The organism is Brevibacillus fortis (assembly GCF_046196545.1).
GTDB classification, from domain to species: domain Bacteria; phylum Bacillota; class Bacilli; order Brevibacillales; family Brevibacillaceae; genus Brevibacillus; species Brevibacillus fortis_A.
On the sequence record NZ_CP176370.1, the window covers coordinates 3,042,872 to 3,068,578 of the forward strand.

The 25,707-nt window shown below is 44.9% G+C and carries 25 protein-coding genes; 21 read left to right on the forward strand and 4 right to left on the reverse strand.

The annotated features are described in order from the left end of the window. Positions 1–80: 80 nt before the first annotated feature. The 9 genes from ACKKE8_RS15470 (at position 81) to ACKKE8_RS15510 (ending at position 11,530) form a co-directional block, all read left to right on the forward strand. Complete coding sequence (locus ACKKE8_RS15470) at positions 81–1,862, forward strand: ABC transporter ATP-binding protein (protein WP_409178912.1); 1,782 nt, start codon at positions 81–83, stop codon at positions 1,860–1,862. A gap of 2 nt (positions 1,863–1,864) precedes the next feature. Further along, positions 1,865–3,664 (forward strand): ABC transporter ATP-binding protein, encoded by a 1,800-nt coding sequence (locus tag ACKKE8_RS15475; protein WP_409178913.1) that lies wholly within the window; start codon positions 1,865–1,867, stop codon positions 3,662–3,664. After that, complete coding sequence (locus ACKKE8_RS15480; protein ID WP_409178914.1) at positions 3,661–4,368, forward strand: 4'-phosphopantetheinyl transferase family protein; 708 nt, start codon at positions 3,661–3,663, stop codon at positions 4,366–4,368. Before ACKKE8_RS15475 ends, ACKKE8_RS15480 begins: the two co-directional genes overlap by 4 nt. Positions 4,369–4,398: 30 nt before the next feature. Next, a complete protein-coding gene (locus ACKKE8_RS15485; protein WP_409178915.1) occupies positions 4,399–5,127 on the forward strand; it encodes a thioesterase II family protein in 729 nt (242 codons plus the stop codon). Positions 5,128–5,178: 51 nt separating this feature from the next. Next, positions 5,179–6,765, forward strand: a complete 1,587-nt coding sequence (locus ACKKE8_RS15490; protein WP_409178916.1) for a proprotein convertase P-domain-containing protein — start codon at positions 5,179–5,181, stop codon at positions 6,763–6,765. Positions 6,766–6,940: 175 nt separating this feature from the next. Then, positions 6,941–7,405 carry a MarR family winged helix-turn-helix transcriptional regulator gene (locus ACKKE8_RS15495; protein ID WP_409178917.1) on the forward strand — a complete coding sequence of 155 codons (465 nt, stop codon included), beginning with the start codon at positions 6,941–6,943 and terminating at the stop codon, positions 7,403–7,405. A gap of 337 nt (positions 7,406–7,742) precedes the next feature. Further along, positions 7,743–8,855, forward strand: a complete 1,113-nt coding sequence (locus tag ACKKE8_RS15500) for an NADH:flavin oxidoreductase (protein WP_409178918.1) — start codon at positions 7,743–7,745, stop codon at positions 8,853–8,855. A 392-nt stretch (positions 8,856–9,247) separates the two neighbouring features. Next, positions 9,248–10,669 carry a serine hydrolase domain-containing protein gene (locus ACKKE8_RS15505; protein ID WP_409178919.1) on the forward strand — a complete coding sequence of 474 codons (1,422 nt, stop codon included), beginning with the start codon at positions 9,248–9,250 and terminating at the stop codon, positions 10,667–10,669. 24 nt (positions 10,670–10,693) lie between these two features. Then, complete coding sequence (locus ACKKE8_RS15510) at positions 10,694–11,530, forward strand: M55 family metallopeptidase (RefSeq protein WP_409178920.1); 837 nt, start codon at positions 10,694–10,696, stop codon at positions 11,528–11,530. A gap of 54 nt (positions 11,531–11,584) precedes the next feature. On the opposite strand, the gene ACKKE8_RS15515 is transcribed toward ACKKE8_RS15510, so the two are convergent. Further along, entirely contained in the window at positions 11,585–12,247 is a 663-nt protein-coding gene (locus ACKKE8_RS15515) for an S-layer homology domain-containing protein (RefSeq protein WP_409178921.1), read from the reverse strand. Positions 12,248–12,370: 123 nt separating this feature from the next. On the opposite strand from ACKKE8_RS15515, the gene ACKKE8_RS15520 reads away from it, so the two are divergent. Continuing rightward, positions 12,371–12,511: a hypothetical protein gene (locus ACKKE8_RS15520; protein ID WP_409178922.1), complete on the forward strand. Its 141-nt coding sequence runs from the start codon at positions 12,371–12,373 to the stop codon at positions 12,509–12,511. A gap of 26 nt (positions 12,512–12,537) precedes the next feature. Here the strand turns inward: ACKKE8_RS15520 and ACKKE8_RS15525 are convergent, their stop codons facing one another. Then, positions 12,538–13,263 carry a C40 family peptidase gene (locus ACKKE8_RS15525; protein WP_409178923.1) on the reverse strand — a complete coding sequence of 242 codons (726 nt, stop codon included), beginning with the start codon at positions 13,261–13,263 and terminating at the stop codon, positions 12,538–12,540. 147 nt (positions 13,264–13,410) lie between these two features. Between ACKKE8_RS15525 and ACKKE8_RS15530 the strand changes: the two genes are divergently transcribed. The 5 genes from ACKKE8_RS15530 to ACKKE8_RS15550 all read left to right on the forward strand — a co-directional run bounded on the left by ACKKE8_RS15530 (position 13,411) and on the right by ACKKE8_RS15550 (position 17,145). Further along, on the forward strand, positions 13,411–14,097 hold the full coding sequence (locus tag ACKKE8_RS15530) for a response regulator transcription factor (RefSeq protein ID WP_409178924.1): 687 nt from the start codon (positions 13,411–13,413) through the stop codon (positions 14,095–14,097). A gap of 11 nt (positions 14,098–14,108) precedes the next feature. After that, on the forward strand, positions 14,109–15,473 hold the full coding sequence (locus tag ACKKE8_RS15535) for an ATP-binding protein (protein WP_409178925.1): 1,365 nt from the start codon (positions 14,109–14,111) through the stop codon (positions 15,471–15,473). Between the two features lie 162 nt (positions 15,474–15,635). Then, positions 15,636–16,079, forward strand: coding sequence for a hypothetical protein (locus tag ACKKE8_RS15540; RefSeq protein ID WP_409178926.1), 444 nt, complete (start codon positions 15,636–15,638; stop codon positions 16,077–16,079). Between the two features lie 101 nt (positions 16,080–16,180). Then, complete coding sequence (locus tag ACKKE8_RS15545) at positions 16,181–16,420, forward strand: glutaredoxin family protein (RefSeq protein ID WP_409178927.1); 240 nt, start codon at positions 16,181–16,183, stop codon at positions 16,418–16,420. 110 nt (positions 16,421–16,530) lie between these two features. Then, a complete protein-coding gene (locus tag ACKKE8_RS15550) occupies positions 16,531–17,145 on the forward strand; it encodes a MarR family winged helix-turn-helix transcriptional regulator (RefSeq protein WP_409178928.1) in 615 nt (204 codons plus the stop codon). An 88-nt stretch (positions 17,146–17,233) separates the two neighbouring features. Here the strand turns inward: ACKKE8_RS15550 and ACKKE8_RS15555 are convergent, their stop codons facing one another. Further along, on the reverse strand, positions 17,234–18,130 hold the full coding sequence (locus ACKKE8_RS15555; RefSeq protein WP_409178929.1) for a LysR family transcriptional regulator: 897 nt from the start codon (positions 18,128–18,130) through the stop codon (positions 17,234–17,236). 127 nt (positions 18,131–18,257) lie between these two features. Between ACKKE8_RS15555 and ACKKE8_RS15560 the strand changes: the two genes are divergently transcribed. From ACKKE8_RS15560 to ACKKE8_RS15575, 4 genes are all read left to right on the forward strand, one after another. After that, positions 18,258–18,944: an MOSC domain-containing protein gene (locus tag ACKKE8_RS15560; RefSeq protein WP_409178930.1), complete on the forward strand. Its 687-nt coding sequence runs from the start codon at positions 18,258–18,260 to the stop codon at positions 18,942–18,944. Positions 18,945–19,087: 143 nt separating this feature from the next. Continuing rightward, positions 19,088–19,657: a cupin domain-containing protein gene (locus ACKKE8_RS15565; RefSeq protein ID WP_409178931.1), complete on the forward strand. Its 570-nt coding sequence runs from the start codon at positions 19,088–19,090 to the stop codon at positions 19,655–19,657. A 233-nt stretch (positions 19,658–19,890) separates the two neighbouring features. Beyond that, positions 19,891–21,711, forward strand: coding sequence for a PAS domain S-box protein (locus ACKKE8_RS15570; protein WP_409178932.1), 1,821 nt, complete (start codon positions 19,891–19,893; stop codon positions 21,709–21,711). 107 nt (positions 21,712–21,818) lie between these two features. Beyond that, positions 21,819–22,451, forward strand: coding sequence for a YczE/YyaS/YitT family protein (locus ACKKE8_RS15575; protein WP_409179127.1), 633 nt, complete (start codon positions 21,819–21,821; stop codon positions 22,449–22,451). A 25-nt stretch (positions 22,452–22,476) separates the two neighbouring features. Here ACKKE8_RS15575 and ACKKE8_RS15580 read toward each other — a convergent pair whose 3' ends face one another. Continuing rightward, positions 22,477–23,694 (reverse strand): MFS transporter, encoded by a 1,218-nt coding sequence (locus ACKKE8_RS15580; protein WP_409178933.1) that lies wholly within the window; start codon positions 23,692–23,694, stop codon positions 22,477–22,479. Positions 23,695–24,008: 314 nt separating this feature from the next. Between ACKKE8_RS15580 and ACKKE8_RS15585 the strand changes: the two genes are divergently transcribed. Further along, entirely contained in the window at positions 24,009–24,854 is an 846-nt protein-coding gene (locus tag ACKKE8_RS15585; protein WP_409179128.1) for a diaminopimelate epimerase, read from the forward strand. 34 nt (positions 24,855–24,888) lie between these two features. Then, positions 24,889–25,695, forward strand: a complete 807-nt coding sequence (locus tag ACKKE8_RS15590; RefSeq protein ID WP_409178934.1) for a class I SAM-dependent methyltransferase — start codon at positions 24,889–24,891, stop codon at positions 25,693–25,695. The last annotated feature ends 12 nt before the right edge of the window (positions 25,696–25,707 follow it).

Sequence of the window (25,707 nt, forward strand, 5' to 3'; positions counted from 1 at the left end):
CGCGGCTTTGTGATGATTCCCCTTGGGAACACGTTTTCCAAGGGGAGCTCATCCATTACATCCTTGGAGAGGAGCAGCAAATGATTTTTACCAAGCAAGCTCACCACAGAAAGAAAGAGCCCGTGTTTGGCTGGGTACTCTCATATGTAAAGCCTTATCGAGGTTGGGTCATGATCTGTATCATTGCCTCGCTTCTTGTGGCTGTGGCAAACATTTGGATGGGAATCCTGATCAAAACCATGGTCGAACATACGAACAACTTCGACAAGCTGGTCAGTATGGCTCTCATCATTTTTTGTCTGACCATCGTCGGTTTTCTCTCGAAATATTTCATTACCTATTCGGCAGCTAGATTCAGTTCAAGAGCCATGAGAGATTTGAAAAACAGCTTGGCTTCTCATCTCGAAAAAGTCCCCATGTCCACCATGGATAAATATCATTCCGGCGATCTCGTTTCTCGCTTAACAACGGATGCCCAAATCTTGCAAAGCTTTTTGCAAAAGCATTTCTTCCAGCTTTTTTATTTGCCCGTTGTTTTTGTCGGAGCTCTTGGACTGTTGTTGACGATTAATTGGAAGTTAATCATCTTCAGCGTCGCAATCCTTCCCGTCGCCATCGCTATCACAGGGTGGATGAGCAGACCGCTTCAAAAATATTCGGAGCAAATGCAGGAGCATCTGGGTCAAACGAACGCCATCGCTCAGGATACTCTTTCCGGGATTCACATGGTCAAAGCTTTTCAATTGGAAGGCGTCCTGTATCGTAAATACCATGCGGGGATGAAGCAGGTATTGAAAAATGCGTTCCAGGCAGAGAAGAAACGCGCGTGGATGACAGCACCAGGCATTTTATTGTTTTCTTCCCCTATCCTGTTTTTTGTCGCTTATGGCGGGTACTTGATTCAGGCGGGAGAATTGGATCTGGGCAGCTTGGTCATCTTCAGCTATTTGCTTCACTTTATTATCGAACCACTTTCACTCGCACCCGTGTTGTTTGCCCAAGTACAAGAGACATCAGGTGCGGCAAAGCGACTGCAAGAAATTTTTTCACAGCCAGTCGAACAAAATGATCAGCCTGTGATTCCTGTTAATCGAGAGGCGATTCCTGTACAGTTTGAGAACGTTACGTTTGCCTACGATCAGGCAAGGATTCTTGATAACGTTAGCTTTACGTTACATCCGAACAAGACCGTTGCGTTAGTAGGTGCCAGCGGGAGTGGAAAGAGTACCATCATGAAGTTGCTGTGCGGGTTTTATCCAATGGAGCAGGGCAACGGAAGACTGAATGTTTTCGGGCATTCCATGACGGATTGGAATATGACGGACATGCGGAGCAATCTTTCCATGGTTTCTCAGGATACGATGCTCTTCCCCGTGTCTATAGCAGAAAATATCTCGTATGGACGCATTCATGCGACACAAGGCGAGATCATCGCAGCGGCAAAAGCGGCCAATGCGCATGACTTCATCATGGAGCTGCCTCAAGGATATCAAACAAAAGTGGGAGAACGAGGCTCTCGTTTATCTGGAGGACAGAAACAGCGCATCGCGATTGCCCGAGCGATTTTGAAGGACGCCCCAATTCTGCTGCTGGATGAACCAACGTCTGCCTTAGATACAGAATCGGAAGCTTTGGTCCAGGAAGCGTTGGAAAATGTGATGAAAAATCGGACTGTTCTCGTCATTGCTCATCGACTGTCTACGATAAAAGACGCGGATGAAGTGCTTGTTTTGGAGCAAGGACAAATTGTTGAACGAGGTACACACTACGATTTGCTTGCTCAAGGCGGCGTTTACACCAGATTGTATCAAAAACAGTTTGCCACAGAGATGAACAGCTCGCTGGCTGCAGGGGGGGTATAGGCATGTTCATCCAGAATTTGATGCGGGAACTACTTCAACTGCTGTCGTTTATGAAATCGAAAAAGCGAGCGTATATCTTGGGACTCGTGGGTGACGGAATCGGTCAAGCAGCTGTATTGGTATCTTTACCTTTCGTGTTCAAGGATCTGACGGATTTTGCGAACACAAAAGACCCTGCTTTATTAACCAGAGCGATTGTCACCATGGCTGTGATGTTCCTCTTGCTGAGTATCTTGTCGCCTTTTTTCAGCTACATCTATCGACGATGCGTCCGCGAGCTCATTGCCAACATTCGGCTGCATGTCTATCAACGCTTGAGCAAGCTGCCTTTCGATTATTATGAGCAACACCATTCAGGAGATACGATGTCGAGACTGGGCAACGACGTTGTCCTTATGGAAAACGCGTACGCTGAGCAATTGAAAACATTAAGCATCATCCTGCTGTCGCTGATCGGCTCGATCATAGGGATGTTTGCCATGGATTGGAAAATTGCCGTCGTCCTGTTGCTCGTAAGCACATTGACTCTTTATGTGAATACGCTGTTTGCCAAGTCAGTCCGGCGCATTGGAGACCGAATGCAGCAGCAGATGGGGATAGGGACAGAAAGATTAAACGATTTTTTGTCTGGGTTGCCCATCATTAAAATGTTCCATTTACATAACGTTGTGACCGCACGTTACACGGAAGCAAACGAAGAAGTTGCTTCGTCTGCCATCAAGCAAGGGCATAAACACGGATTATTGGAAGGGACCAATTTTTTCATCCAATTCTTAAGCTTCGGGGGAATGCTTGTTTTTGGAATCATGATGGTATCCAAACAAATGATCGGGTTGGGCGTGCTGGTCGCTTTGGTTCAGCAACAGATGCTTGTTACTCTGGCATTTCTCCAGCTTGGCCAAGTCATTACAGCGTTGCAGAGCTCGCTTGCAGGCGCTTCTCGGGTCGTCGATTTTCTAAATGAACCTCTCGAACCCGAAGAGTATCAGAACAGCTCCGACAATCACCAGCCATGCGAAAGCATGCTGAAGTTGGAGCAGGTCGTTTTCGGATACAACGAAGCCACAAACGTGCTGAATGGTGTTTCGTTACGAGTCGAGCAAGGCCAAATGGCTGGGCTAGTCGGAACGAGTGGAAGTGGAAAAAGCACCGTCATGAAACTTCTGTTAGGCTATTACCCACCTGCGAGCGGCTCTCTGTATTTACTGGGCAAGCCCATGGGAGCTTATTCTCTAGCAGAAATTAGAAGCTTGATCTCGTACGTGCCTCAGGATGCCTTTTTATTCGAAGGAACCATCGAAGACAATATCCGTTACGGATGCCTGGATGCTTCGGAAGAGGATGTCGTCAATGCAAGCAAAGCAGCATATGCGCATGATTTTATTATGGAACTGTCAGATGGCTACCAGACCAAAACAGGAGAACGCGGTGCCAAGCTATCTGGCGGACAGCGTCAGCGAATTGCCATTGCCAGAGCCATCCTGAAAAATGCACCAATTCTTCTACTAGATGAAGCAACCTCCGCTTTGGATGCAGAATCGGAGTATTGGGTACAGCAAGCATTAACCGCACTCATGAAAGATAAAACGGTACTCGTCATCGCTCATCGCCTGTCGACTGTAGAGGATGCCGATGTGATTTACGTGATGGATCAAGGAAAAGTCATCGAGCAAGGTCGCCATGTTGAGTTAATGGAACACAATGGAACGTATGCCAACTTGTATGAAGTGCAGCAGCGAAAGGATCGAGCAGAACAAGTCAGTAATCTTGAATTGACAGAAAGAAGAGTGAGTGCCACATGATCGCCATTTACGCTTTGAAATGTCCTGCTGTCATGGAGAAAGAGTTGTTCAACCGATTTTTGCAAGCACTACCCGAAGAAAAGCGGGAACGGGTCAACCGTTTCAGAAATCCGGCTGATTCCAATCGGGCGTTGCTCGCGGATGTGCTCGTACGCTCTCTCATTTGTGAAGCCTACGAGATTTCCAATGACGAAATCGAGTATGACTACAATGCATATGGAAAACCTTCTTTGAAATCATTTCCCAACTTCTGCTTTAACGTCTCGCATTCTGGAGAATGGGTGGTCTGCGCCACGCATGACTCGCAGGTGGGGATTGATGTGGAGCAAATATGTCCGATTGAATTGGATATTGCCACTCATTATTTTGCACCAGCCGAAGTAGTAGATCTCTTGGCAAAACATCCGGCTGAACAGGTTTCGTATTTCTACGACCTTTGGACCTTGAAGGAGAGTTATATAAAAGCGAGAGGCATGGGGCTCTCCATCCCGTTGCAATCATTCGCCATTCGAAAACATCTAGATCAATCGATTACAGTCTCGCAAAATGATTCGCGCGATGCTTGGTCATTTCATCAGTATGAAATCGATCCAGACTACAAATTGTCAGTATGCGCGACTACCAATCAGTTTGCTACTCAAGTAGTCATGAGGGATTTACAAGATTTGCATCAGGCCATTTTTCATAGAAAGATGTTGAGGTAATTACGGAATGAGGAAAGGGCGGGGAAAGAGATGAAATTGTTCTGCTTTCCGTACGCAGGTGGACTTCCCAGCATCTATTACGGTTGGAAGCGGGTATTGTCGCCAGCGTTATTAGAAATTGATCCATTTGAGGTACGGCCTGCATTACAGAGCGATAGCATGGTTCTTTCCACTTCGTTTTATGAGGTCTTGGAGGATGTATACAAACGGATCACACCAGAGCTGGGGGAAGAACCTTTTGCTTTTTTTGGCCACAGCATGGGCGGATTAATCGCGTTTGAACTGACGCGAAAGCTGTTACAGAATGGAAAGCCACTGCCCCAGCACTTGTTCCTGTCTGCATCCCGTGTGCCACATGCATATCACAAGCTGGTGAAAACATACAACCTGCCGCATAACGAGTTCATCGAATCGCTACGTACACTTGGGGGTACTCCCAATGAGGTTTTGGACAATCACGAGCTCTTGGAGCTATTTTTGCCTACGATTCGCGCTGATTTCCAGGCCGTGCAAACTTATGAAATGAATAACGAGCTTCCAAAGCAAATCCCTGTCAACATGACGGTTTTGTTTGGAAAAGAAGATTCTATTGAAATCCAAGATATTGTGGCGTGGCGAGACTATTGCGGGCGAGAATGCAAATTTTACCCCATGCCTGGTGGGCATTTCTTTATTCATCAGCAAATGAATACGATCCTAGTGATCATTCAAGACACATTGAAGGTAGAACAGGCAGTTGCAATCCGTGCCCAATTCTAGCGATTGTGTACGGCAACAATAAATCCTAAGGTGAAGGTTGGTGTTCTTTTCATGAATCAGAAAGCACTCTCTCGTTTGCTGGCGGCCGTTACATTATCAACGGCGCTGGTCTATCCGCAAGCTGCAAGCGCAGCGGCTCCAGCTCCGACTTTGCATGACGACAATCCAAGTGGTCATTTTGGTGACTGGTACACAGGTGCGGTTCCTCCCAATGCATCCGACGACAAGCCCGTGATCCTGTTTGTCCAAGGTCTGCACTCCACCTACAAAACCTGGTATACAACAGACGGATTTTATGATGCAGCGTATAACGCTGGGTATCGTACCGCCTTTGTGCAGTTGAAGGACGCGGATGGTACAGGTGGCAACATGTGGACAAACGGAGCCAAGCTCGCTGAAGTCATTAAAAAAGTCGCGGATTATTACGGTGTTTCCAAAATCAATATCATTGCACATTCCAAAGGTGGCATCGATACACAGACAGCACTCGTCCACTATGGCGCACATCCGTATGTCAACGTTGTTCACCAGATTGCTACGCCAAACAAGGGTTCAGAATTGGCTGACTTGGCTTACAGTAATTGGGCAGGATGGCTTGCTGACATTCTTGGCAAAAAAGACGATGCGGTGTATTCCCTGCAAACATCATACATGGCCAACTACCGTTCCCAGACTGACAACCGTACCGAAATTCATTCAACCAAGACATACATGGCTGCTGGAACAGGGGATGATGGCATGTTTAGTCCTACCTGGTTTGCTCATGCGGTTCTTCCCGGTGAAGATGATGGCGCTGTTTCCATAGAGTCTGCCTTCGGTTTGACTTATGGGATTAAGAGCTTTACAAAAGACATTTCCCACGGTCAAATAGTGAAAGCCTCGAATACATGGGATCTGGTCGAACCGAAATTGCAAAAGGCATCCATTCGCGAACGTGCAAATAAAGTAAGCGAAGATAAATCAAAATCAAGCACTGTGGAAGAGAGCTCCGTCATTCTCCGTGGGGGTGAAGTGGAAGACAACGTCTCGGAAACATTTTTCCTGGAGAGCGGAATCGATCAGTTCAATCTTGATACGATGACCTCGTCGGAAGACACTGTTGTGACCCTGATCAGTCCGTCTGGCAAAGTGTATGAAGCGGACCGCAGTGAAAAAAGCAAATCGGAGGATGAATCCGAGATATTCAAAGATGCTGTTCATCACTTCATTGAAGTAGAGGAGCCTGAAGCAGGCGAATGGACGCTTGAAGTGGAGGGCTCTGACGACGCCTTTTTCATGGTTGGTTCTGTGAAAGGCGGAGAAGAAGCGAAAGTAAAGGCGAGCAAAAAGGTATTCAAGAAAGGCGACAAAGCGAAGATTTCCGTCGACATGGGCAAAAACGAAATTGATCAATCGTTACTGGAAAAAGCAAACCTGACTCGTTCACTGAACGGCGAAAAAGCAAGCGTTCTTGATGAAGTGAAGTTTGCCGTAAAAGAAGATGAGCTTACTGGCAATTTTACCGTGCCGACCAAGCCAGGCGTTTATAATCTCTCCTTTGACGTAACCGGCATCAATGAGGATGGCGAACCATTTACACGCTCTATTAATTACAACTTTGCGGTAACAGATCGTGATGGAGAAATCGAAAACCAATAAGAAGCATTCTCTTCAGCAAGTGGCGATACTTGGACGAGTGAACCGAGTCTCGATTTCGCTTTCATATTTTCACAGCCCTCGCGAAAAAGTGAGGGCTTTTTTGTGCGTGATACCTTTATGTATTATAATGAAACGGATTAGCATGATATATAGTCTAGAACAGGTGGAATTTACTATGAAAACCGACCCAACTAATGAACTTATAAACGATTGGTTGTCTCTTACCCACATTACGGATAGTATTTCCAATACGCTTGAAAAAGTTTTACAAGAAAATTACAATCTTTCTTTAAAAGAGTTTTACGTCCTTTACTTTTTATCGAAAGAAGGTAATAAAACACTGAGGTTACAACAATTACAGGAACGGGTTGGATTAAGTCAAAGTGCTATATCAAGGCTGGTTGGAAGACTTGAGGCAAAAAACTGCAGAGCTTTACAAAGGAATGTATGTGAAGACGACCGTAGAGGCGTTTATACTCAGTTAACCGAATTAGGTGAAGAAAAACTCCAGAGATACCTCGTGACCATGAATGAAATTCTTCAATCTGCTTTTTCAGACGGAAAATTTGATGAAGCATTACAATTGTTAGTGAAAAGAAGTAATTGCAAAAAGCCACCATTTCCAAACCAACGGGAATAGCGGCTTTTTTTCGTGTAAGGATCGCCATTACACTTATCGGTTGACAGGTGAAAAAGGATGATGATAAATTATATGCGTGCGCATGCATTTAAGAATAATATAAAGCTCTACTCACAAAATCAGTAAAGGAGTGGGGGTTTCAAAGGTTTAGAGTTAAAAAATCGTATGATGAAGTATCCTATGTGCATGTATGCAGTCGAGAACAAAGACGAAATTGCTACTGAATGGCATCATATGTATGATGTGACTCATAAACGATGAGATTGTTACACCTACCGCTCAAGAGTGGTAAAGAAAAATTAGAATGAAAAAATAGGGAAAAGAAAGAGGGAATCACATGAATTCATCAAAATCTGTAGCAGCATTATTCTCCCCGTTTGAATACAAAGGACTGAAACTTGAAAATCGGTTTGTTATGGCACCCATGACCCGCAGTTTTTCACCAAAAGGGATTCCAGGGCCCAATGTAGCTGAATATTACCGTCGACGCGCAGAGAACGAGGTCGGCTTAATCATCACCGAAGGAACGCTTATCGAACATCCAGCTGCGGGTGCAGATCAGAATATCCCGCATTTCTATGGAGAGGAAGCACTGGACGGATGGGCACGTGTTGTTCGAGAAGTACATGAGGCGGGCGGAAAAATTGCTCCGCAGATTTGGCATACCGGCATGGCGCGCCAAAAGGAGAATTTCCCAGAATCAGATGCCGAACCAATCGGTCCTTCTGGTCTAAGTCTTACTGGTGAAAGGGTATCAGAACCACTCAGCATCGAAGAAATCAAAGGTCTCATTCGGGCTTACGCACAAGCCGCGTCTCAAGCTAAGAAAATTGGTTTTGACGCAGTGGAAATTCACGGAGCACATGGCTACCTGATTGATCAGTTCTTCTGGGAAGTCACCAACAAGCGTGCGGATGAATATGGTGGTGATCTCGTAGGCCGCACCAAATTTGCTGTAGAGGTGATTAAGGCTGTACGGGACGCAGTCGGTCCAGACTTCCCGATTATTTTCCGTTTTTCCCAATGGAAACCGAGCGATTATCAATCCAAACTGGCAAAGTCACCTGAAGAATTGAAGCTTTTCCTTACTCCTCTGACCGAAGCTGGTGTCGATATCTTCCATGCTTCCACTCGACGCTTCTGGGAGCCGGAGTTTGAAGGCTCAGATCTAAACCTGGCAGGCTGGACTCGTAAACTGACGGGAAAACCAACCATCACCGTCGGATCTGTTGGATTGGACTCTGAGTTCCTGAGTCTATTCACCGAAGGCAAGGGTGGTCAGCCGGCTAACATCGATAATCTGATTGAGCGTATCGAGCAAGAAGAGTTTGATCTTGTGGCAGTTGGACGTGCGCTACTGAGCGATCCAGCTTGGGTATCAAAAATTCGTAAGGGCAACACCGAAGAGCTACAACCATTTACGCGAGAAGCATTGAAAACATTGAGTTAATCAACCAAGCGTACTCCCGGTTTCAATGATAGATGTATTCATTGCGATAAATAACAGGCAGCTTCTGTAAGGAGAAGCTGCCTGTTGTGTTGTTGCTGCAGGCCAACCATTTTTGAGCTAAATAAACAAACTCATTGAATGAGCTGATGAAGGGCCTAGGCGGTTTTTTGTTGGGAGAAGGACTTAGAAAGTGTATCAAAATTAAACAAGATTTACATTCATATTATTAATATTTTATATTTTCAGAATTATATATTGTCGTTTTTTCATCTGCCGCTTATAATTCTACTAGTGCATGAACTTCAAAACCTCATTTTTTTGAAGTATATACTTCGGAATTAAAATTGAAATTGCTTTCCTATTTGTATGTAATGAACCTAAGGAGGCATGACATGAAGATGAATGAGTGGGAAGCGTCGTTAGAAGCATACGTCCAAAAGCTGATGGATGATTTTCAAGTTCCCGGTGCGATCATTGCCGTAGCCAAAGACGGGGAACTCACTTATGAAAAAGCGTTTGGTTATCGGGACCGCGAAAAGAAAGCTCCCATCGATCTGGATACGGTATTTGGCATCGGATCGATTACGAAGTCGTTTACATGCATGGCGATCATGCAGCTTCAGGAAGAAGGAAAGCTTTCCGTGCATGATCCGGTTATCACCTATTTGCCTGAGTTTCGCACACCGGATGTAGCCCAAACGAAAAGCATTACGATTCATCATTTCATGACACATACCCTCGGATTTCCACCACTTCCATCACTCATTCCCGCAATGCTACCCAGCTTACAAGCCGACCCGACAGCAGAAGAATTACTTCACCATCTTGAAGCGCAATGTAAACACCCAATCGATACCTTCGAAGACCTCATGGCATATATAGAGAAGCTGCCCTTTGAATTGTTGGGGCCTGCTGGGACAGAATTCAGCTATTCGAACGAAGCTTTTGGCTTGCTTGGGGCGATTATTGAGCGTGTCAGCGGCAAATCATACGAAGCCTATGTCCAAGAGCATATTTTACAGCCACTTGGCATGGAGCGCACGGTTTTTCATGTGGAAGAATTAGGCGAGGACGACAATACTACCATGCTGTACACACGTCGCATGAATGATGGCGTTCGTGAAGTAGTACGTGCCCCCGGTTGGTGGGATGCTCCCTCCATGCGTGCAGCAGGCTTCCTCAAATCGTCCGCGTGTGACATGCTTCGGTATGCGGATGTCTATCGGACAGGCGGGCTTTCAAATGGTAAGAGAATCATCTCGGACGATAGCGCGTCACAAATGACTGCCCCTCATGTCCGTATCGATTTGAGCCGCAGCTATGGTTACGGACTCGGCGTGTTTCCATTTTCCGAAGATTACACCTTACTTACCCATACCGGCGGCTTAAAAGGGATAACCGCGCAAATGTTCATCGTTCCAGAGGCGGGTGTAACCGGCATTCTTTTGACCAACATGGATGATGCCCCCATTACGAATCTGACATTAGGTTTGTTGAATAGCATGTTCGGTCGCCCGCTCGAGACGCAGTTCGTCACGTTTTCCGAATGTGAAGTGACGCTTGCGTACTTGCAGCAATGTCCCGGTACATACAAATCCGGAGAAGGTGACGTAGTAGAGATTAGATTTGACGAAGCACAGAAACAGCTCGTGCTCGCTCTAGGCAGTGATGTGTTCCCACTGCGTTCCGTTGGCGAAGATACGTTTCTATTCACGCGGCACAACATCGATTCACTCATCCGCTTTGTTCGCCATCCAGACGGTGAGATCAAGCGCTTGGCGTTTGGTTCGCGCCAAATGCCGAAAGCAATCTAATCAAAGATAGGGAGGCTATTTCACATGAAGGTGTTTATTTCGTTGGACATGGAAGGGATCTCTGGGCTAAGCGAATGGGAGGATGTTATCCCCGGTCGCAGACATTACGAAGCGGGGAGAAGACTGCTGACCCAAGATGTTAATGCGGCAATTGAGGGTGCACTGGAAGCAGGAGCTACCCAAATTATCGTCAATGAATCTCATGGACCGATGAACAATATCATTCTAGAAGAATTGCATCCTCAGGCAGATGTCATTCGTGGTTTTTTCAAGCCTCTCTGTATGATGCAGGGGATCGACAGTAGCTGCGATGCCGCATTTTTCATCGGTTATCATGGAAAAGCGGGAACAGGAGATGCGGTACTCAATCATACATTGTCTGGCCTTGCTATCCATCGGCTAATCTTGAATGGTAAAGAGGTGGGCGAAGCGGGTTTAAATGCAACAATCGCGGGGGCCTTTGGTGTTCCTGTCGTACTCGTTACCGGAGATTCCCAAACGGCCAAAGAGGTGGAAGAAGATATCCCTGGAGTATTTACGGTCGCCGTGAAAACAGGGATAACGGGACTCTCGTCGCAAGCGATGCATCCCGTTCGTGCGAGAGAGCTGATCCGCCAGCAAGCAAAAGAAGCATTGCTCCATCGCAGTACAGTTAAACCGCTCGAGCAAAGAGTAGAGAATACGATAGAAGTCGAGTTTACGAAATCACAATTTGCCACAGCAGTCAGCTGGATGCCAGGAATTGAACTCATCGAAGGACGAACGGTACGCTTCCATTCGCCTGATCTTGTTAGCATGATGCCCGTCTTGCAAGCGATGCTGTTGATAACCGGGCAAGTGAATCGGATGATTACTGGTTAAGTAAACAAAAAAATGCAGCCCCTCATTACGAGGACTCGCTGCATTTTTTTCGTTTTAGTTCAGAGGCTTATGGCTTTTCAAATACGCAAGGGCATTATAGATCATTTCGGCTGCCTCTTCACGCGTGATGGCTTTTTGTGGATGAAGCTTGTTTTCTTTATCCAATTCGATAATATCTCTTGCAAGAGCTCGTTGAATGGAGCCTTGGTAATCCACGGTGAGTTCATGATTATCTTTGATTTCTACCGGTACTAGTTTGATCATGGGCAGATTACCCTTGGTCTCCATGACTCTCATTAGCTGGTGAATGAACTGCTCTTTGGTCCATTCTGCATTCGGATCGAGATCAGCTGGTAACTCCAATCCGTTCGCAGCCGCTATGATCAGACTCTCTGCATACCAAGCATCGTTATCTCCTTTGGAAAAAAAGTCAGTGGCTTGTGGAGCCTTTACAAAACGGATCGCTGCCAGACTCAAATCAAAGGCATTTACAATCAGTTGAATACCTTGCGCAGCCGTTATCGTTTCGTTGGGTGCAAATTTGCTATCATCTACGCCTTTTATCACGCCTTGTTGCTGTAAAGCAAGAATTTTATCTTTCGCTCCCGAGTGGGCAAGATCAGTAAAAGGAGTCGTTGCAGCAAAGCTTGGTTGGGCGAATGACACGGTTAATAAAGCAAGGATGGAAAGAGACATCATATTTTGTCTGATATTCATGATAGCCACCTCGTCAATTTTTGAAGTTTCACTCCATTTGACGAGGAACGAGTGACAACGTTTCAGCTTTTATTATCATATTGAAAAAGAATTAGGTGTGTTGGAACCATGGAGGAAATGGAAATGAAAAAGCAATTTCTTTGCAACCTCTTGTGGAGGACGTATGGCAACAAAAACAGCCGGATGCTACAGAGATGGTCAATGAACGGGGAGGCGGTCATTCCAGATGTCGGACGAATGGAGTGCATTAAAAAAGACTGCTGAAGCTCTCAGCAGCCTTTTTTGTATGGTTAAATCACACGTCTTCCAAGCTCAAAGCGTTTTTCCCAAGAAGTCCCTTTGAATTTGGTTGTCGTAACTCCCGGCTTCCCGTACGTATGCAGCAGCTTATTGTCCCCGGCGTAGATGGCAACATGCGTAATGCGAGAAGACGAGCTGCCATAGCTGCGGAAGAAAACGAGATCTCCTTTTTGCAGCTGATTCTTCGAGACTTTTTGACCGACTTTGGACTGTTGACGTGAGTCTCGCGGCAGACTTACTCCGGCCTCTTTAAACACTCGCTGTGTAAAGGAAGAGCAATCAAATGTACGCGTTGTTTTTTTGCTAGAACCAAATTTATAAGGTACGCCTTTATACTTCAATCCTTCTGAAATGACCTGATCGGCGATGTCGGAAGGGGAAGCAGAAGTTGAATCTGTTGCATTTTGATCGGATGGAGCAGTGATATCGTCTGTCTGTTTATTCTGGCTATTATCAGTAGTACTTTCCTCAATGGCTGTCAGGTCGTTATTCGTAGCATCCTGCACCAGCTGATCAATCTGCTCATTTTCTTCGATATTCTGTTGAAGTTTCTGGTCATTCGTATGTTGATCCTGCTGTATATCCTGATTATGTGTAGTTGTGGAGGTGAGACTTGTCTCAGAAGCCGCGTAGGCTTGTCCGTTCATGAGAAGAGAAGTTCCCATTAGAATAGCTACGACCGTAGTAGTGTTACCTTTCCAGTTTCGCTTTGTCATGATGTTCCTCCTTCTGAATGGTTAATCTTGTTGTGTGTTTCTTATCCACGCTCTTATCGTACAGAACAAAACTAAGATTCCCGGTAGAATTTCATGAGAGTTTCCTGAGAAAACTGTTGGTAAGATATTCAAACGGAGATGATATGCATGCCTACGCCAGATGGAAAAGGCTATTTGCTGCTCGTGGAAGATGAGCATAACTTGGCAAGATATTTACAGTTGGAATTAGAGAATGAAGGATTTTCGACGGATATGGAATACGACGGGCTTTCCGGACTAGAAAAGGCACTGACGATTGAGTACGACCTCATCCTGCTGGATGTCATGCTACCCGAATTATCGGGGATAGAATTATGCCGACGAATTCGGGAAACCAAAGATGTCCCTATTATCATGATCACGGCTCGTGGAGAGGTTCCGGATATCGTGACGGGATTAGACAGTGGAGCCAACGACTACCTGGCGAAGCCGTTTGCAATCGAGGAGTTGTTTGCCCGGATTCGGGCCTTATTGCGTCAGCGGGAATCAAAAGCGAACCAGGAGATAGTCGTTGGCCGCTTGCGTATCCAGCCCAACGCGCGGCGAGTGTTTCTCGATGAAGAGGAAATCATGTTGACACCACGCGAATTTGATTTGCTTCATTATCTGGTTCAAAACAAGGAGCAAGCGGTCTCACGAGAGCAAATTCTCACAGCCGTTTGGGGTTTTGACTTTATGGGGAATACCAACATCGTGGATGTGTATATCCGGTATTTGCGGAACAAAATTGAAAGTGATCCATCCGTCAAGCTGATTCATACCGTGCGAGGAATTGGATATACACTACGAGATTAAAAGGAGAACGCATGCTTATACATCGCAGATACTCACTCAAATGGAGACTCACGCTGTTATTTAGCTCTGGTATGCTGGTTTTGCTTCTCTTTTTGTCCATTTTTATTTTTTTCAGCACCTCTAATCTCGTCCATGAACACGAACAAAAATTGCTCAATCAGAAAGCAACGGCCATAGCAGCCGATTTGAAAACAGAAATCACCGAAGAAGCATCGCTGACGATTACCTATTTGACTCGTTTGTTAACCAATTACGCTGACGTCAATCAATCCATAAACATTAGCGACCAAAACGGCAAGGAAATCGCTTCGATAAAGGGAGCCAATTGGAGAAACGAGCCGGAAGACTATTATGAAAGGACCTTGGTCGCAAAAGAACCTGTACAGCTGCCGTTCACATCGGAGCTTTTGTTTGTGCAAATTTCGACTACGACAGAAGCGCTTGAATGGTACTTTTCCATCTTGCTCACGATTCTTTTTCTCTCTTCCTTTTTTACCTTGCTACTTTCGGCGATTGGAGGCTATTGGTTGAGTAACTGGGGACTTAAGCCCCTCGATCATCTTATCCAGCAAATCCATTCCATTTTCCCTCAACGTCTCTCCCAACGAATTCACCATCATCACGTAGAGACTGAAATCTACGAGCTGATCCATGCCTTTAATCTATTGTTAGATCGTATGGAAGAAGCAATGGTCTATCAGCAGCGATTCGTCACAGATGCATCCCACGAGTTGCGTACACCGCTCTCGATTATTGAAGGGTATGTAAGTCTTCTGCAAAGATGGGGGCAACACAAACCTGAAGTAAGGGACGAAGCGCTCGCTGCTGTTCAGCAGGAGTGTAAAAGACTTTTCAAACTCATTGATGACCTGTTATCGCTAGCCAAATTGCAGCATACCTCACAACTAGGCTCACCGAAAGTCGTGCAGCCATTAACCCCTCTGCTACTTGAAGTAAAGCAAGCGTGGGTACCCATTTTTCCTCCACAAATTAAGCTGATTTTTGAATGGGAAGAAGCTCTTGTCCTTTTGATGGATCGAGAGCGGGTTAGACAGTTATTGGACATCCTTTTGGACAATGCACGGAAATACACAGATGAAGGACAAGTGAAGGTACGAGCATATGGGGATGAAGAGGCCGTGCACATTGTGGTAGAGGATACAGGGATCGGTATTCAAGCAAAAGAAATTCCCCACCTTTTTAAGCGATTTTATCGTGTAGACAAATCCCGTACGCGAAAAAGGGGAGGAAGCGGAATCGGTCTGGCCATCGCCCAAGCGATTGTTGCAGATCACGAGGGAAGCATCTCTATTGCTCCATCCGCGGAGAGAGGCTTGATTGTTCATGTTTTGTTGAAAAAAGCGGGAATGGACTGACGATACGAATGAATAACGATGAGGCTCTGTGCGCGTTTTCCAAGAAACAGGTTAGATCAGGCGTGTATTCCAGAGCCCTCGTTTCTCATAGTGTTCCCGTTTATGAACCTGTAAAATGAAAGGAAGTCATGCTAAGAGAAATCCTGGACGGAGGTGTTAAAAGTGCGTAAGGCCCATAAATACATACGTAGCAAAATCGATATACGCCAAGATCAGATGGAGGGTTTTCAGCATCCCCAGTATGTCATTTCTATCAATGACATTACTTTGAATGACTATTTGAATCAAAATACTCAGAGTCGTTCTTTTGATTTATTAGTTCCACCTATCGGACTGTTTGATAATCGCGATCAGCAAAAAGTCCTTGAACTGCTGTCTTATACAAATGTAGCTCTTCCTATTTTGGTTTGTTCAGATGACATGGATTTCTCATGTACTGTTGTCACCACGAATGTAGAGGAGATGAAGGACTGCATCATTTGGAAAGCGTTCGGATATGGTGTGGACATGTCAAAACCGATCCATGTTCCGCCATTAGCTTTCGAAAAAAACCAGTATAGAGAATTTGTTGAAGCGTTCAAAGACTTCATTCATTCCAATCATTGATACTCCCTATGATAACGATAGGGAATTTGTTCCGAAAGTTGATCACTCCTATAATCAAATACGTAGCAATGCTACATAAAATTGATAGGAGCTGATTCCAAATGTTAAAAGCCATTTTTTATCATGCAGGTTGCCCAGTATGTGTAGATGCGGAGCAAGTCGTCCTTGATTACCTGGATCAAACAAAAATCGATATCGAAATTGTCCACCTTGGTACAGAGCGGAATCGCATTGAGGAAGCAGAGGAGGCTGGTATTCAATCAGTACCTGCTCTCGTGATTGGTGGAAATGTCTACCACATTAACTTTGGGGCAAGCTTGAAAGATGTGAAAAACGGCTAAATGAGGAATGGAGGTGCTTTTGAGGCGCCTCCTTTTCCTATGCTTTTACACGACCATGTATGGCATTTACAATGGATAGAAGAATGAAACATGGAAGGTAAGATAAGCTCATGATGTTTGATCCACAACAACGTAAGGAAAATCGCTCAGCCCGTATCATGATGGCGCTATTTCGAATGTCTCAGGCGATAAAAAAGGTGACACAGGCAGAGAGTGATGAACAGGGATTGTCTCCCGTACAAATTCAGGCGTTATTGTTCACCTTGTATACGAGGAGCGACGCGTCTTCCATTGGTAACTTTGCCAAAGCAATCGGGACGTCGCATGTAACAGCCGTAAAGATTATCAATGGACTCGTAACGAAAGGACACATAACGAAAGTAGCTAAAAAAGAAGATCGTCGAGTGACCCTGCTTCAACTGACTGCAAAGGGAAAAGAAGTTGCATCAAGCCTTGAAAAATGGGGGCATACACTGGAGGAAGCCCTTCATTCTATACCAGATGAGATACTGGAAGATTTCGAGATCGGGCTCGGCTCCGTGATAACAGCGATGCAAAGACGTGGCTATCTCGTTGTAGCGGAGCCGTGCTTAGGCTGCATGCATTTTCGGCCGAATACAGGCGATTCCAATGCACCCCATTATTGCGCGTTCATGGAAAAGTATCTCACGCACGAAGCATCCTTGAAAGAATGCCCTGAACATCTTTCCTCTGGGAATAACTAAATAATGATAGGAAATACCTATCGAAATGATAACAACTATACTATTGAACAATGATTTGCCTCGTCATAAACTGATCTTGACTCTCGCATCATCGAACATCATCGCGTTTTACCGTGGCAATCAACTTCTCCATAAAAACTCGGCTTGCTGCACACAAATACTTGTTTTTCCGGTAAACGATACCGATTTGCGCCGTGATATTAGGCTGTTGGATCGGAATCGTGCGAATCCGTTTATCATCGATATAGTCGAGGTAGCCTTTCGAAAGTACCGTGACACCGACACCTTGCCCGACCATATTCGTAATCGATTCCATTGTGGTCATCTCCAAAACAGGCTGTGGCGAGAAGCCCAGCTCCTGACACTTTTCATCAATCAACTGACGCAAAAAGTACGTGTTGGGCAATAAAATGGAGGAGGTTTCTTTCAAAATCGCAAGCGAAACAAATGGTTCCTTCGCAATCGGATGATCCACAGGTACTCCTAGGGCCAGATTTTCTGTATAGAGCGGAATGGTTTCCAGATCGTCATGCTCCATAGGCAAAAAAACAATGCCGAGATCGAGTTCGTTTTTCAGAAGTCCTTCATAAATATCACCGGTTCTTAATCCGAAAATAGACAATTCAACCTTCGGATAGCGCTGGTGAAACTCGATAACAGTAGGCGGGAGCAAGTAATTGACAACCGTCAGCAGTACACCGATTTTTAAAGCGCCTCTGCTTAAGCCTTGCAGCTCACTAATCGCTGCACGTGCCTGTGACAACTCATGAAACACATTATAGCTATGGTGAAGCAATGTTTTGCCTGCTTCCGTCATAATCGTTCGTTTGCCGACGCGATCAAACAAGGGCATGCCGATTTCATGCTCAAGCAGACGGATTTGCTGACTGAGTGAAGGCTGCGCAATGCCCAATTTCTCGGCAGCGCGAGTAAAATTCAACTCTTGGCACAGTGCCATAAAGTACTCTAATTGCTTGAGCTCCAACAACCATCCCTCCGGCGATTTATGATCTAATAATAGGATTTTCCTATCATTATAGAATAAACCATTATGCATTTATATGATTGTAGTACACAATGCGCATTTCCATGAAAGAATGAGGTGATCTCTTGTGAATTTCGAAATCCTTTCCATAAATGTAGGAAAACCCAAACAGGTACAGTATCAAAACAAAGAGGTTTCTACCGGCATTTACAAAACGCCGACTACAAAAGCACTTTATTTATCCTTTTTGAACTTCGAGGGAGATGGACAGGCAGATCTTGTCCACCATGGTGGGAAGGAGAAGGCCGTATGCGTCTATCCCTATGAACACTACCCATTTTGGGAGGCTGAATTACAGAGAGAGTTGGCAATCGGTGCATTCGGAGAAAATCTGACGATCCGTGGCTTAGTAGAAACGGATGTTTGTATCGGTGATACTTTTCAGCTTGGGGAAGCGGTCGTACAAGTTAGTCAACCGAGACAGCCTTGTTACAAATTGTCTGTGCGATACGGTGTGCCTGAAATGCTGCTAAAGGTACAGGAGACAGGTTATACTGGCTTCTATTTTCGCGTGTTGAAAGAAGGGCTAGTATCTCATTCAGATGGTTTGACAAGGCTTTCGTGTCATCCAAAGGCAATAACGGTATCGTATGCAAACCGAATCATGCATCAAGAGAAAGACAATATCGCTGGCATGAAAAAGCTGTTGGAAGTAGAGGAACTGTCCTCAAATTGGCGAGCGACCTTTATCAAACGACTTTCTGGTATGGAAATTGATACCCGGGAAAGGTTGACCGGCAACCCATCGCAATAAACAAAGTAAGATATTATGGCGAGCCCGTTGCCCTCGGGTCCAGAGCATTCGCCAACTGAAATTGCTCTTCAGGATAGTTACCTGTCATCAGGTAGTTACATAGGCTAAAGGGTAAAATCCTTTACACTGGAGAGGAGATTGAGATGTACAACAACTCTTACCATTACTATCAATGGTATTATCCCGTGCTTGCCGGTTGGAATAACAACCATTTTCACTATGGTTGGAGTCCTCATTATTACAACTGGAGCCATGCGAATGGGAATAGATACTGGGACCGTTATCAGCATACCATCGAATTGAGAGATTATGGACCAAAGCCTTTTGTCGTGAATATTGAGCAAGCCACAAAGCAAAACAACACATTCCGTACGACATTATGGACAGGGAAGCACTTGCAGGTGACCCTGATGAGTTTAAATGTTGGAGACGACATCGGTTTAGAAAATCATCCGAATACGGATCAATTCATCCGAGTGGAAGAAGGTCAAGGACTTGTTCGGATGGGGGATCGCAAAGATCATTTAGATTTTGAACAAAGTGTCAACGATAACGATGCTATCATGATCCCTGCGGGCATATGGCACAATATTATCAATACGGGTAATACGCCGCTTAAAGTATATTCCATCTACGCGCCACCTCATCATCCATTTGGCACCGTACATGAGACGAAAGCCAGTGCCATGGCTTCTGAGCAAAGCCCTCAATAAGAATCGAGTCGATAGGAAATGGTACTAGACATCACGGAAACCACCTTTAAAAATGGTCCGGTGGTTTTTCTGTTTGATACCCGGGAAAGGTTAACCCGATGTAATGATCAATGCCGCCACTATTTAAAGGGCGGTATTTTTTTTAGTGGGATAGATATTTTCTCAAGGATATTTTCAACAAGCATAGAATATTATCATTATTCACAATCTTCGTTTAAGGAAGGTATAAACCTATGGATAAAGAAGCTCAGCGAATCGACCTTAGACAAGAACAGTTCAACATGAAAGAGCTGCTTCAGTCACTGGTTGAAACGACTACAGACGCGATTTCAATTAGGGACATGCAGGGTAATATACTTTTTGTGAATAGTGCTTTTGAAAAAATCTATGGTTGGACATATCAAGACCTTTTGGACGACCCATACTGTCTTGTACCTGAAAATCTCATTAACGAGACAAAGGAAATTTTCCACGAGGTTAAATATGAAGGGAAAAATATTACGGGCTATGAGACCGTGCGTCAACGAAAAAATGGCCAGATCGTGCAGGTTGGTCTAACTGCTTCCCCTATTAGGGATACAGAAGGAACGATCGTAGGCACTTCCGTCATCGCAAGGGATATTACGGACCGCAAAATGGCGGAAGAGGCTCTCGTGACAAGCGAGGCAAAGTACCGTATCCTCGTAGAAAATACAAGCGATGTTATTTGTCAACATGATGTACACATGAATAATCTTTTTGTATCTCCTTCTATCGAGCACCATTTGGGATACACTCCGGATGAATTTCTGCAAACGAATAGTTTTGATCTCATTCACCCCGATGATGTGAAAATCGTGAAAGACCTCCGTTACTTAAACTCCACGAATCCCCAAAATGTACAAATGGAGATCAGAATACGCCATAAAAATGGATCGTGGGTGTACTGGGAGTCGCGTTGTGTACCCATCATGTCTGAGAACAAAGAGATTGATAGCTTTCTTTTCGTTTCACGCAATATCACCGAGCGAAAACAGTCTGAAGAAGCTTTGCGCAAGAGCGAGGAACAGTATCGATTCATTGCCGAACATACAGCAGACTTCATATCCGTGATTGATAAGGTCGGTCACGTATCGTATAGTTCACCTTCACATCTGAAGAAATTAGGTACGAGCCAAATTATCATTGAAAACATACATCCAGAAGATGCATCACTCGTCTTTGAGCGATTTTCCACGATGCTGCAATTCGATATACCTATTACATGTGAGTATCGATACAAAGTGGAAAACGAGAAATGGATCTACCTCGAATCAAAAGGAATGCCTTTTTTCAGCTCGGATGGTGAAAGTCAATATTTCATCAACGTTACACGTGATATTACGGAGAGGAAGCAAAACGAAGAACTTCTCAGGAGAACAGAGAAGCTGTCCGTAATCGGTGAATTGGCTGCAAGTATCGCGCACGAAATAAGAAATCCTCTTACGTCATTAAAAGGCTTTATTCAGTACTTACGACCAACACTATCAGAGGGCGCCACTTATACTGACATTATGTTGGCCGAGCTAGATCGCATCAACTTTATCGTAAGTGAGCTGCTCGTATTGGCCAAACCGCAAACTCTGAATGTCAAGCGGATTCTTTTACACCCTCTCATTGAAAGTGTAGTAAAGTTTCTCGAATCAGAAGCGAATCTAAACAACATTACGATCAACACAATATTCAGCTATATTCCGATCGCGATTAATGGAGAAGAAAATCTAGTAAAACAAGTCTTTATCAATATTTTAAAGAATTCCCTGGATGCTATCACGGCGAATGGCGAAATCAGCATAGAAACCACATGCCTACTTGATAATCATGTGCTGATTCGCTTTACCGACAATGGATGTGGCATTTCCCAAGAGCTGCTACCTAGACTCGGCGAGCCTTTTTACACCACGAAAGAAAAAGGAACAGGCTTAGGGTTACTTGTCAGCAATAAAATAATGAAAGATCATAAAGGCACTATCAGCATCTCAAGTGAGATCAACAAGGGTACCATCGTGGAAATCATGTTGCCAATTTCGAAATAGGAAGGTGATCCTAATGAGTATTCAAATCGTTGGCAATAAGGTAACATTCACCAAATCCCCACCTGCGTGTGCTGAAAAAGCCAGATTTTTTAGAGGGGGAGAAAATGATGTGGAGGAAGTTACTGCTTCATCCGCTTGCAGTTCGATACAGTGTGTTTATGATCGGACTGGCGGTCATGGCGTTTGGTATTGGCATGATGATTGAGGCGCATTTAGGTGTTGCACCGTGGGATACGCTGCATATCGGATTACAGAAGACATTTGGACTAACCATCGGCATATGGTCGCAAATCGTGGGAGCCATGATCATTCTCGCTTCCTACATCATTGGCAAGATCCGGCCTAACATGGGTATGTTTTTAAACATGTTTTTCTTCGGGCTGTTTATTGACTTATTCATGTGGCTGAACTGGATTCCTACAGGAGAGACCGTAATAGAACGAGCCATTTTGTTCGTTGTCGGCCTACTCATCTATACGGTCGGCACAGGCATGTATATTTCACCGCGATTGGGAGCCGGTCCACGTGACAGCTTTATGTTGGCTTTACATGAGCGAATGGGATGGGGCATCGGTAAAGTCAGAATCGGTATAGAGTGCACGGTCATGGTGTTGGGCTTGTTGCTTGGTGGGCCCGTTTCGGTGGGAACCTTTGTGACGGCACTTGCGATCGGACCGCTGATCAAGCAGTTTATTCCGATGTGGGAGCGAATTCTGGCAAAACCGTACGGAACGGCTTAGACCAGAGCAAAAGAAAAAAGGGTGCTCAAATGGAGTACCCTTTTTCACTTTGTTGCAGCTTGCGTTCAGCCATATAGGAAGCGATTCCTAAAATCAGACCAAGTCCTACGAGCACAGCACCGACCCATGGGAGGGAGGTTATATCCAGATGAGTAATAACCCATCCACCAATGAAAGCACCAGCTGCATTTCCTAGATTTCCGGCAGAATGACTGGAGGTAGAAGCAAGAGCTGGTGCATTCTGTGCGAGGTTCATTACACGTACTTGTAGCCCTGGAAATACTGCAAAAGAAGCAGCGCCCCATAGAAAAATGGTCAATACGGCAGCAATAGGACTATATACGGTAAACGTAAACAGCGTGAGAATGATGCATATCGTAAAGTAAAGTCCGAGTATAGAGGGCATCAGCTTCCAATCCGCAAGCTTTCCGCCCACGATATTGCCGATGGTCACTCCACAGCCGAAGAGGACAAGAATCCACGTTACATGATACTCAGCAAAACCGGTTATTTGCGTCAGCAGAGGCGTAATATACGTAAACACGGTGAATAGACCAGCGTTCCCTAGTGCTCCAATAAGGAGGTACAAAAGGAGCTTGGGCTTGAGAAGAGCGGTAATTTGCCCAGTGATACTCTCGGTGTTTTCTTGCCGCATTTTTGGGATGAAAACGAGTATTCCGATCAGTGCTATGATTCCCATGATCGCAATAGAGCCAAATGAAGCTCGCCACCCCATATGTTGACCGATGAAAGTCCCGAGAGGCACACCAATAATATTGGCGATCGTCAGACCGGCCATCATAATGGAAACGGCTGCGGCACGTTTGTCAGGACTTACAAGACTGGAAGCTACAACAGCCCCAACTCCAAAGAATGTCCCATGTGTCAAAGCGGTGATCAGGCGTGCTCCCATCAATATAGCGTAGTTGGGAGCAAAAACAGAGATTCCGTTCCCGAGAATAAACAGAACCATTAGTAGACAGAGTAGCTTCTTTTGGGGAATTCGGTGGGTGAGGACTGTCAGTATCGGTGCACCGATGGCTACTCCTAGCGCATACATGGTAATGAGTTGACCCGCAGATGAGATACTAACATCCAAATCCTCTGCAACATTCGGCAGCAGACCCATAATGACAAATTCCGTCATCCCAATGGCAAAAGAGCCTACGGTAAGAGATAGCAAAGAGATAGAAGACTTTTCCTTGTTGACCTGTTTCCTAGTAGTAGTGTGAGATAACGCCATGAAGTCAATACAACCTTTCTACAGTATAAAATCCCGTTTGAACTGTCGTTTTATAGTAGCGGGTAAAGATTACCTGTTCTACTTTGTTAAGTCAAGGCATTTTTACCCTGTAAGCAACTCCGCGTGGTGATGAACAATGAGAAAAGGAAGAACTCCAAGTGTGCAGTTGACAGATAACCAAATTGTGGTTATGATGTACTCGTCATTAATCGTAATCATTACGGTTTATTTTTTTCTCTTTTAAATCGTAATGATTACGTTTAGTGCGAAACAATTAGCTGTTCATCAAAAATATGGTAAGAGGGTAGGTTGTGATGAAACGGGAAATCGATTTTATAAAGTTTAATCCCACACAAAATATGACCATTCTTGTAAAAAATAATCATCCAGCGGAAGAGTATCCGCTCATCGCCTCAAAAATGATGTCCTACGATAGTGTCCATGCAGAACAAGTGGGCTTTATCGAAAAATCAATGAATGTTGGAGCGGCAGCCCATCTACAAATGGCCGGGGGCGAGTTTTGCGGCAATGCATGCATGGCATTAGCGACGTTCATTGCCCATGAAAATGGTCTACAGCATCATGATTGGACCGAAATTGTTTTGGAATCCTCGGGTACAGTTCACTCCGTTGCTTGTCGAGTAAAAAGAATCGAAGACGAATATTACTGCCAAGTTTCAATGCCTCTTCCTAAAAAGATCGAGCAGAAATCAATCAGCTATGATGGCGACGAAATAAACATGGTGATTGTACGGTATCCTGATTTCTTTCACATCGTGATTGAAGTGGACCAGTTCAATGAGGCGGTAAGAAAACGTGCTCAGTCTTTAGCCAAGCTCCTTGGAGTCACTGTAGGGGCGAATTTGATCGGTGTGCTATTGTATCAGCCAGCTTCGAATGAATTGGCTCCACTTATCTTTGTTCCGCCATTAGATAGCATGATCTGGGAAAGAGGCTGTGGATCAGGTACTGCTTCACTGGGAGCCTATCTGGCTTGGAAAAAGAAAGGCGATGTCGCTACTCCGATCAGGCAACCGGGAGGCACGATTCATGTAACGGCCAATTGGCAAAGTGAAGAAGTAACCAGCCTGAAAATTGAAGGGGCAGTCGGAATCGTGGCACGAGGCAAAGCATTCATCAAGATACCAGATACCGTTTGAGGTTTCCCATTTTATTTAGCAAGGGGAGAACTGAATGAATAGACCAGAACAGTTGCAACAACATTTGACAGCGTTTCTCGAAAGGTTCACCCATTTAGCCAATCGATATGACGGCACCATCCATCACAGTTCGGAGTTAGAAAAGATCATAGATCAGTATTCTACATTCATAACGGATGAAAGAAACAAAGAAGCCTGGGAGCAACTAGAACCGTCAATCGAAAGCCAGTTGAATCAGCTTGTGGAGGATGTAAGAAAATCGTCGGCGATTTGCGTTGCCATCATGGAGAAATATCGTGCGCTGAAGCTGCTGGATGGGATTGCCGATAAGACCGACTACTTTCAAAACATTGAATCATGTATTGAAGAAGAATTTGGGAGTTTCCAAGTGACTGTTGATTCAAAGGTGTTAATGGTTGGCTCAGGCTCATTTCCCATGACGCCATTGTTGATTGCGAAGCGAACTGGAGCGGAAGTGGTTGGTATCGACATTGATGAGGAGGCCATCAAGCTAGGGCAGAGTGTTGTTGAAAGGCTGGGAAGTGGATTGCCTATCCGCTTGGAGAATGAGTTTGTGGAACGCCTTGATATGACGAAGGATGCAACCCATATCATCTTTAGTTCGACGGTTGCAAATAAATATGACCTACTGGAACAATTGCATCCATTGACAAATGAACAAGTGATCGTGGCGATCCGATACGGTAATCAATTGAAGTCCCTTTTTAACTACCCAATGAGAGAGGTAGATGAGCGGAAATGGACGCTGATTGAGACCATCTTGCGTCCCGATCATGTGTTTGATATCGCTTTGTATAAAAAAGCATCGGCTACATGCTGATCGTAAAAGGAG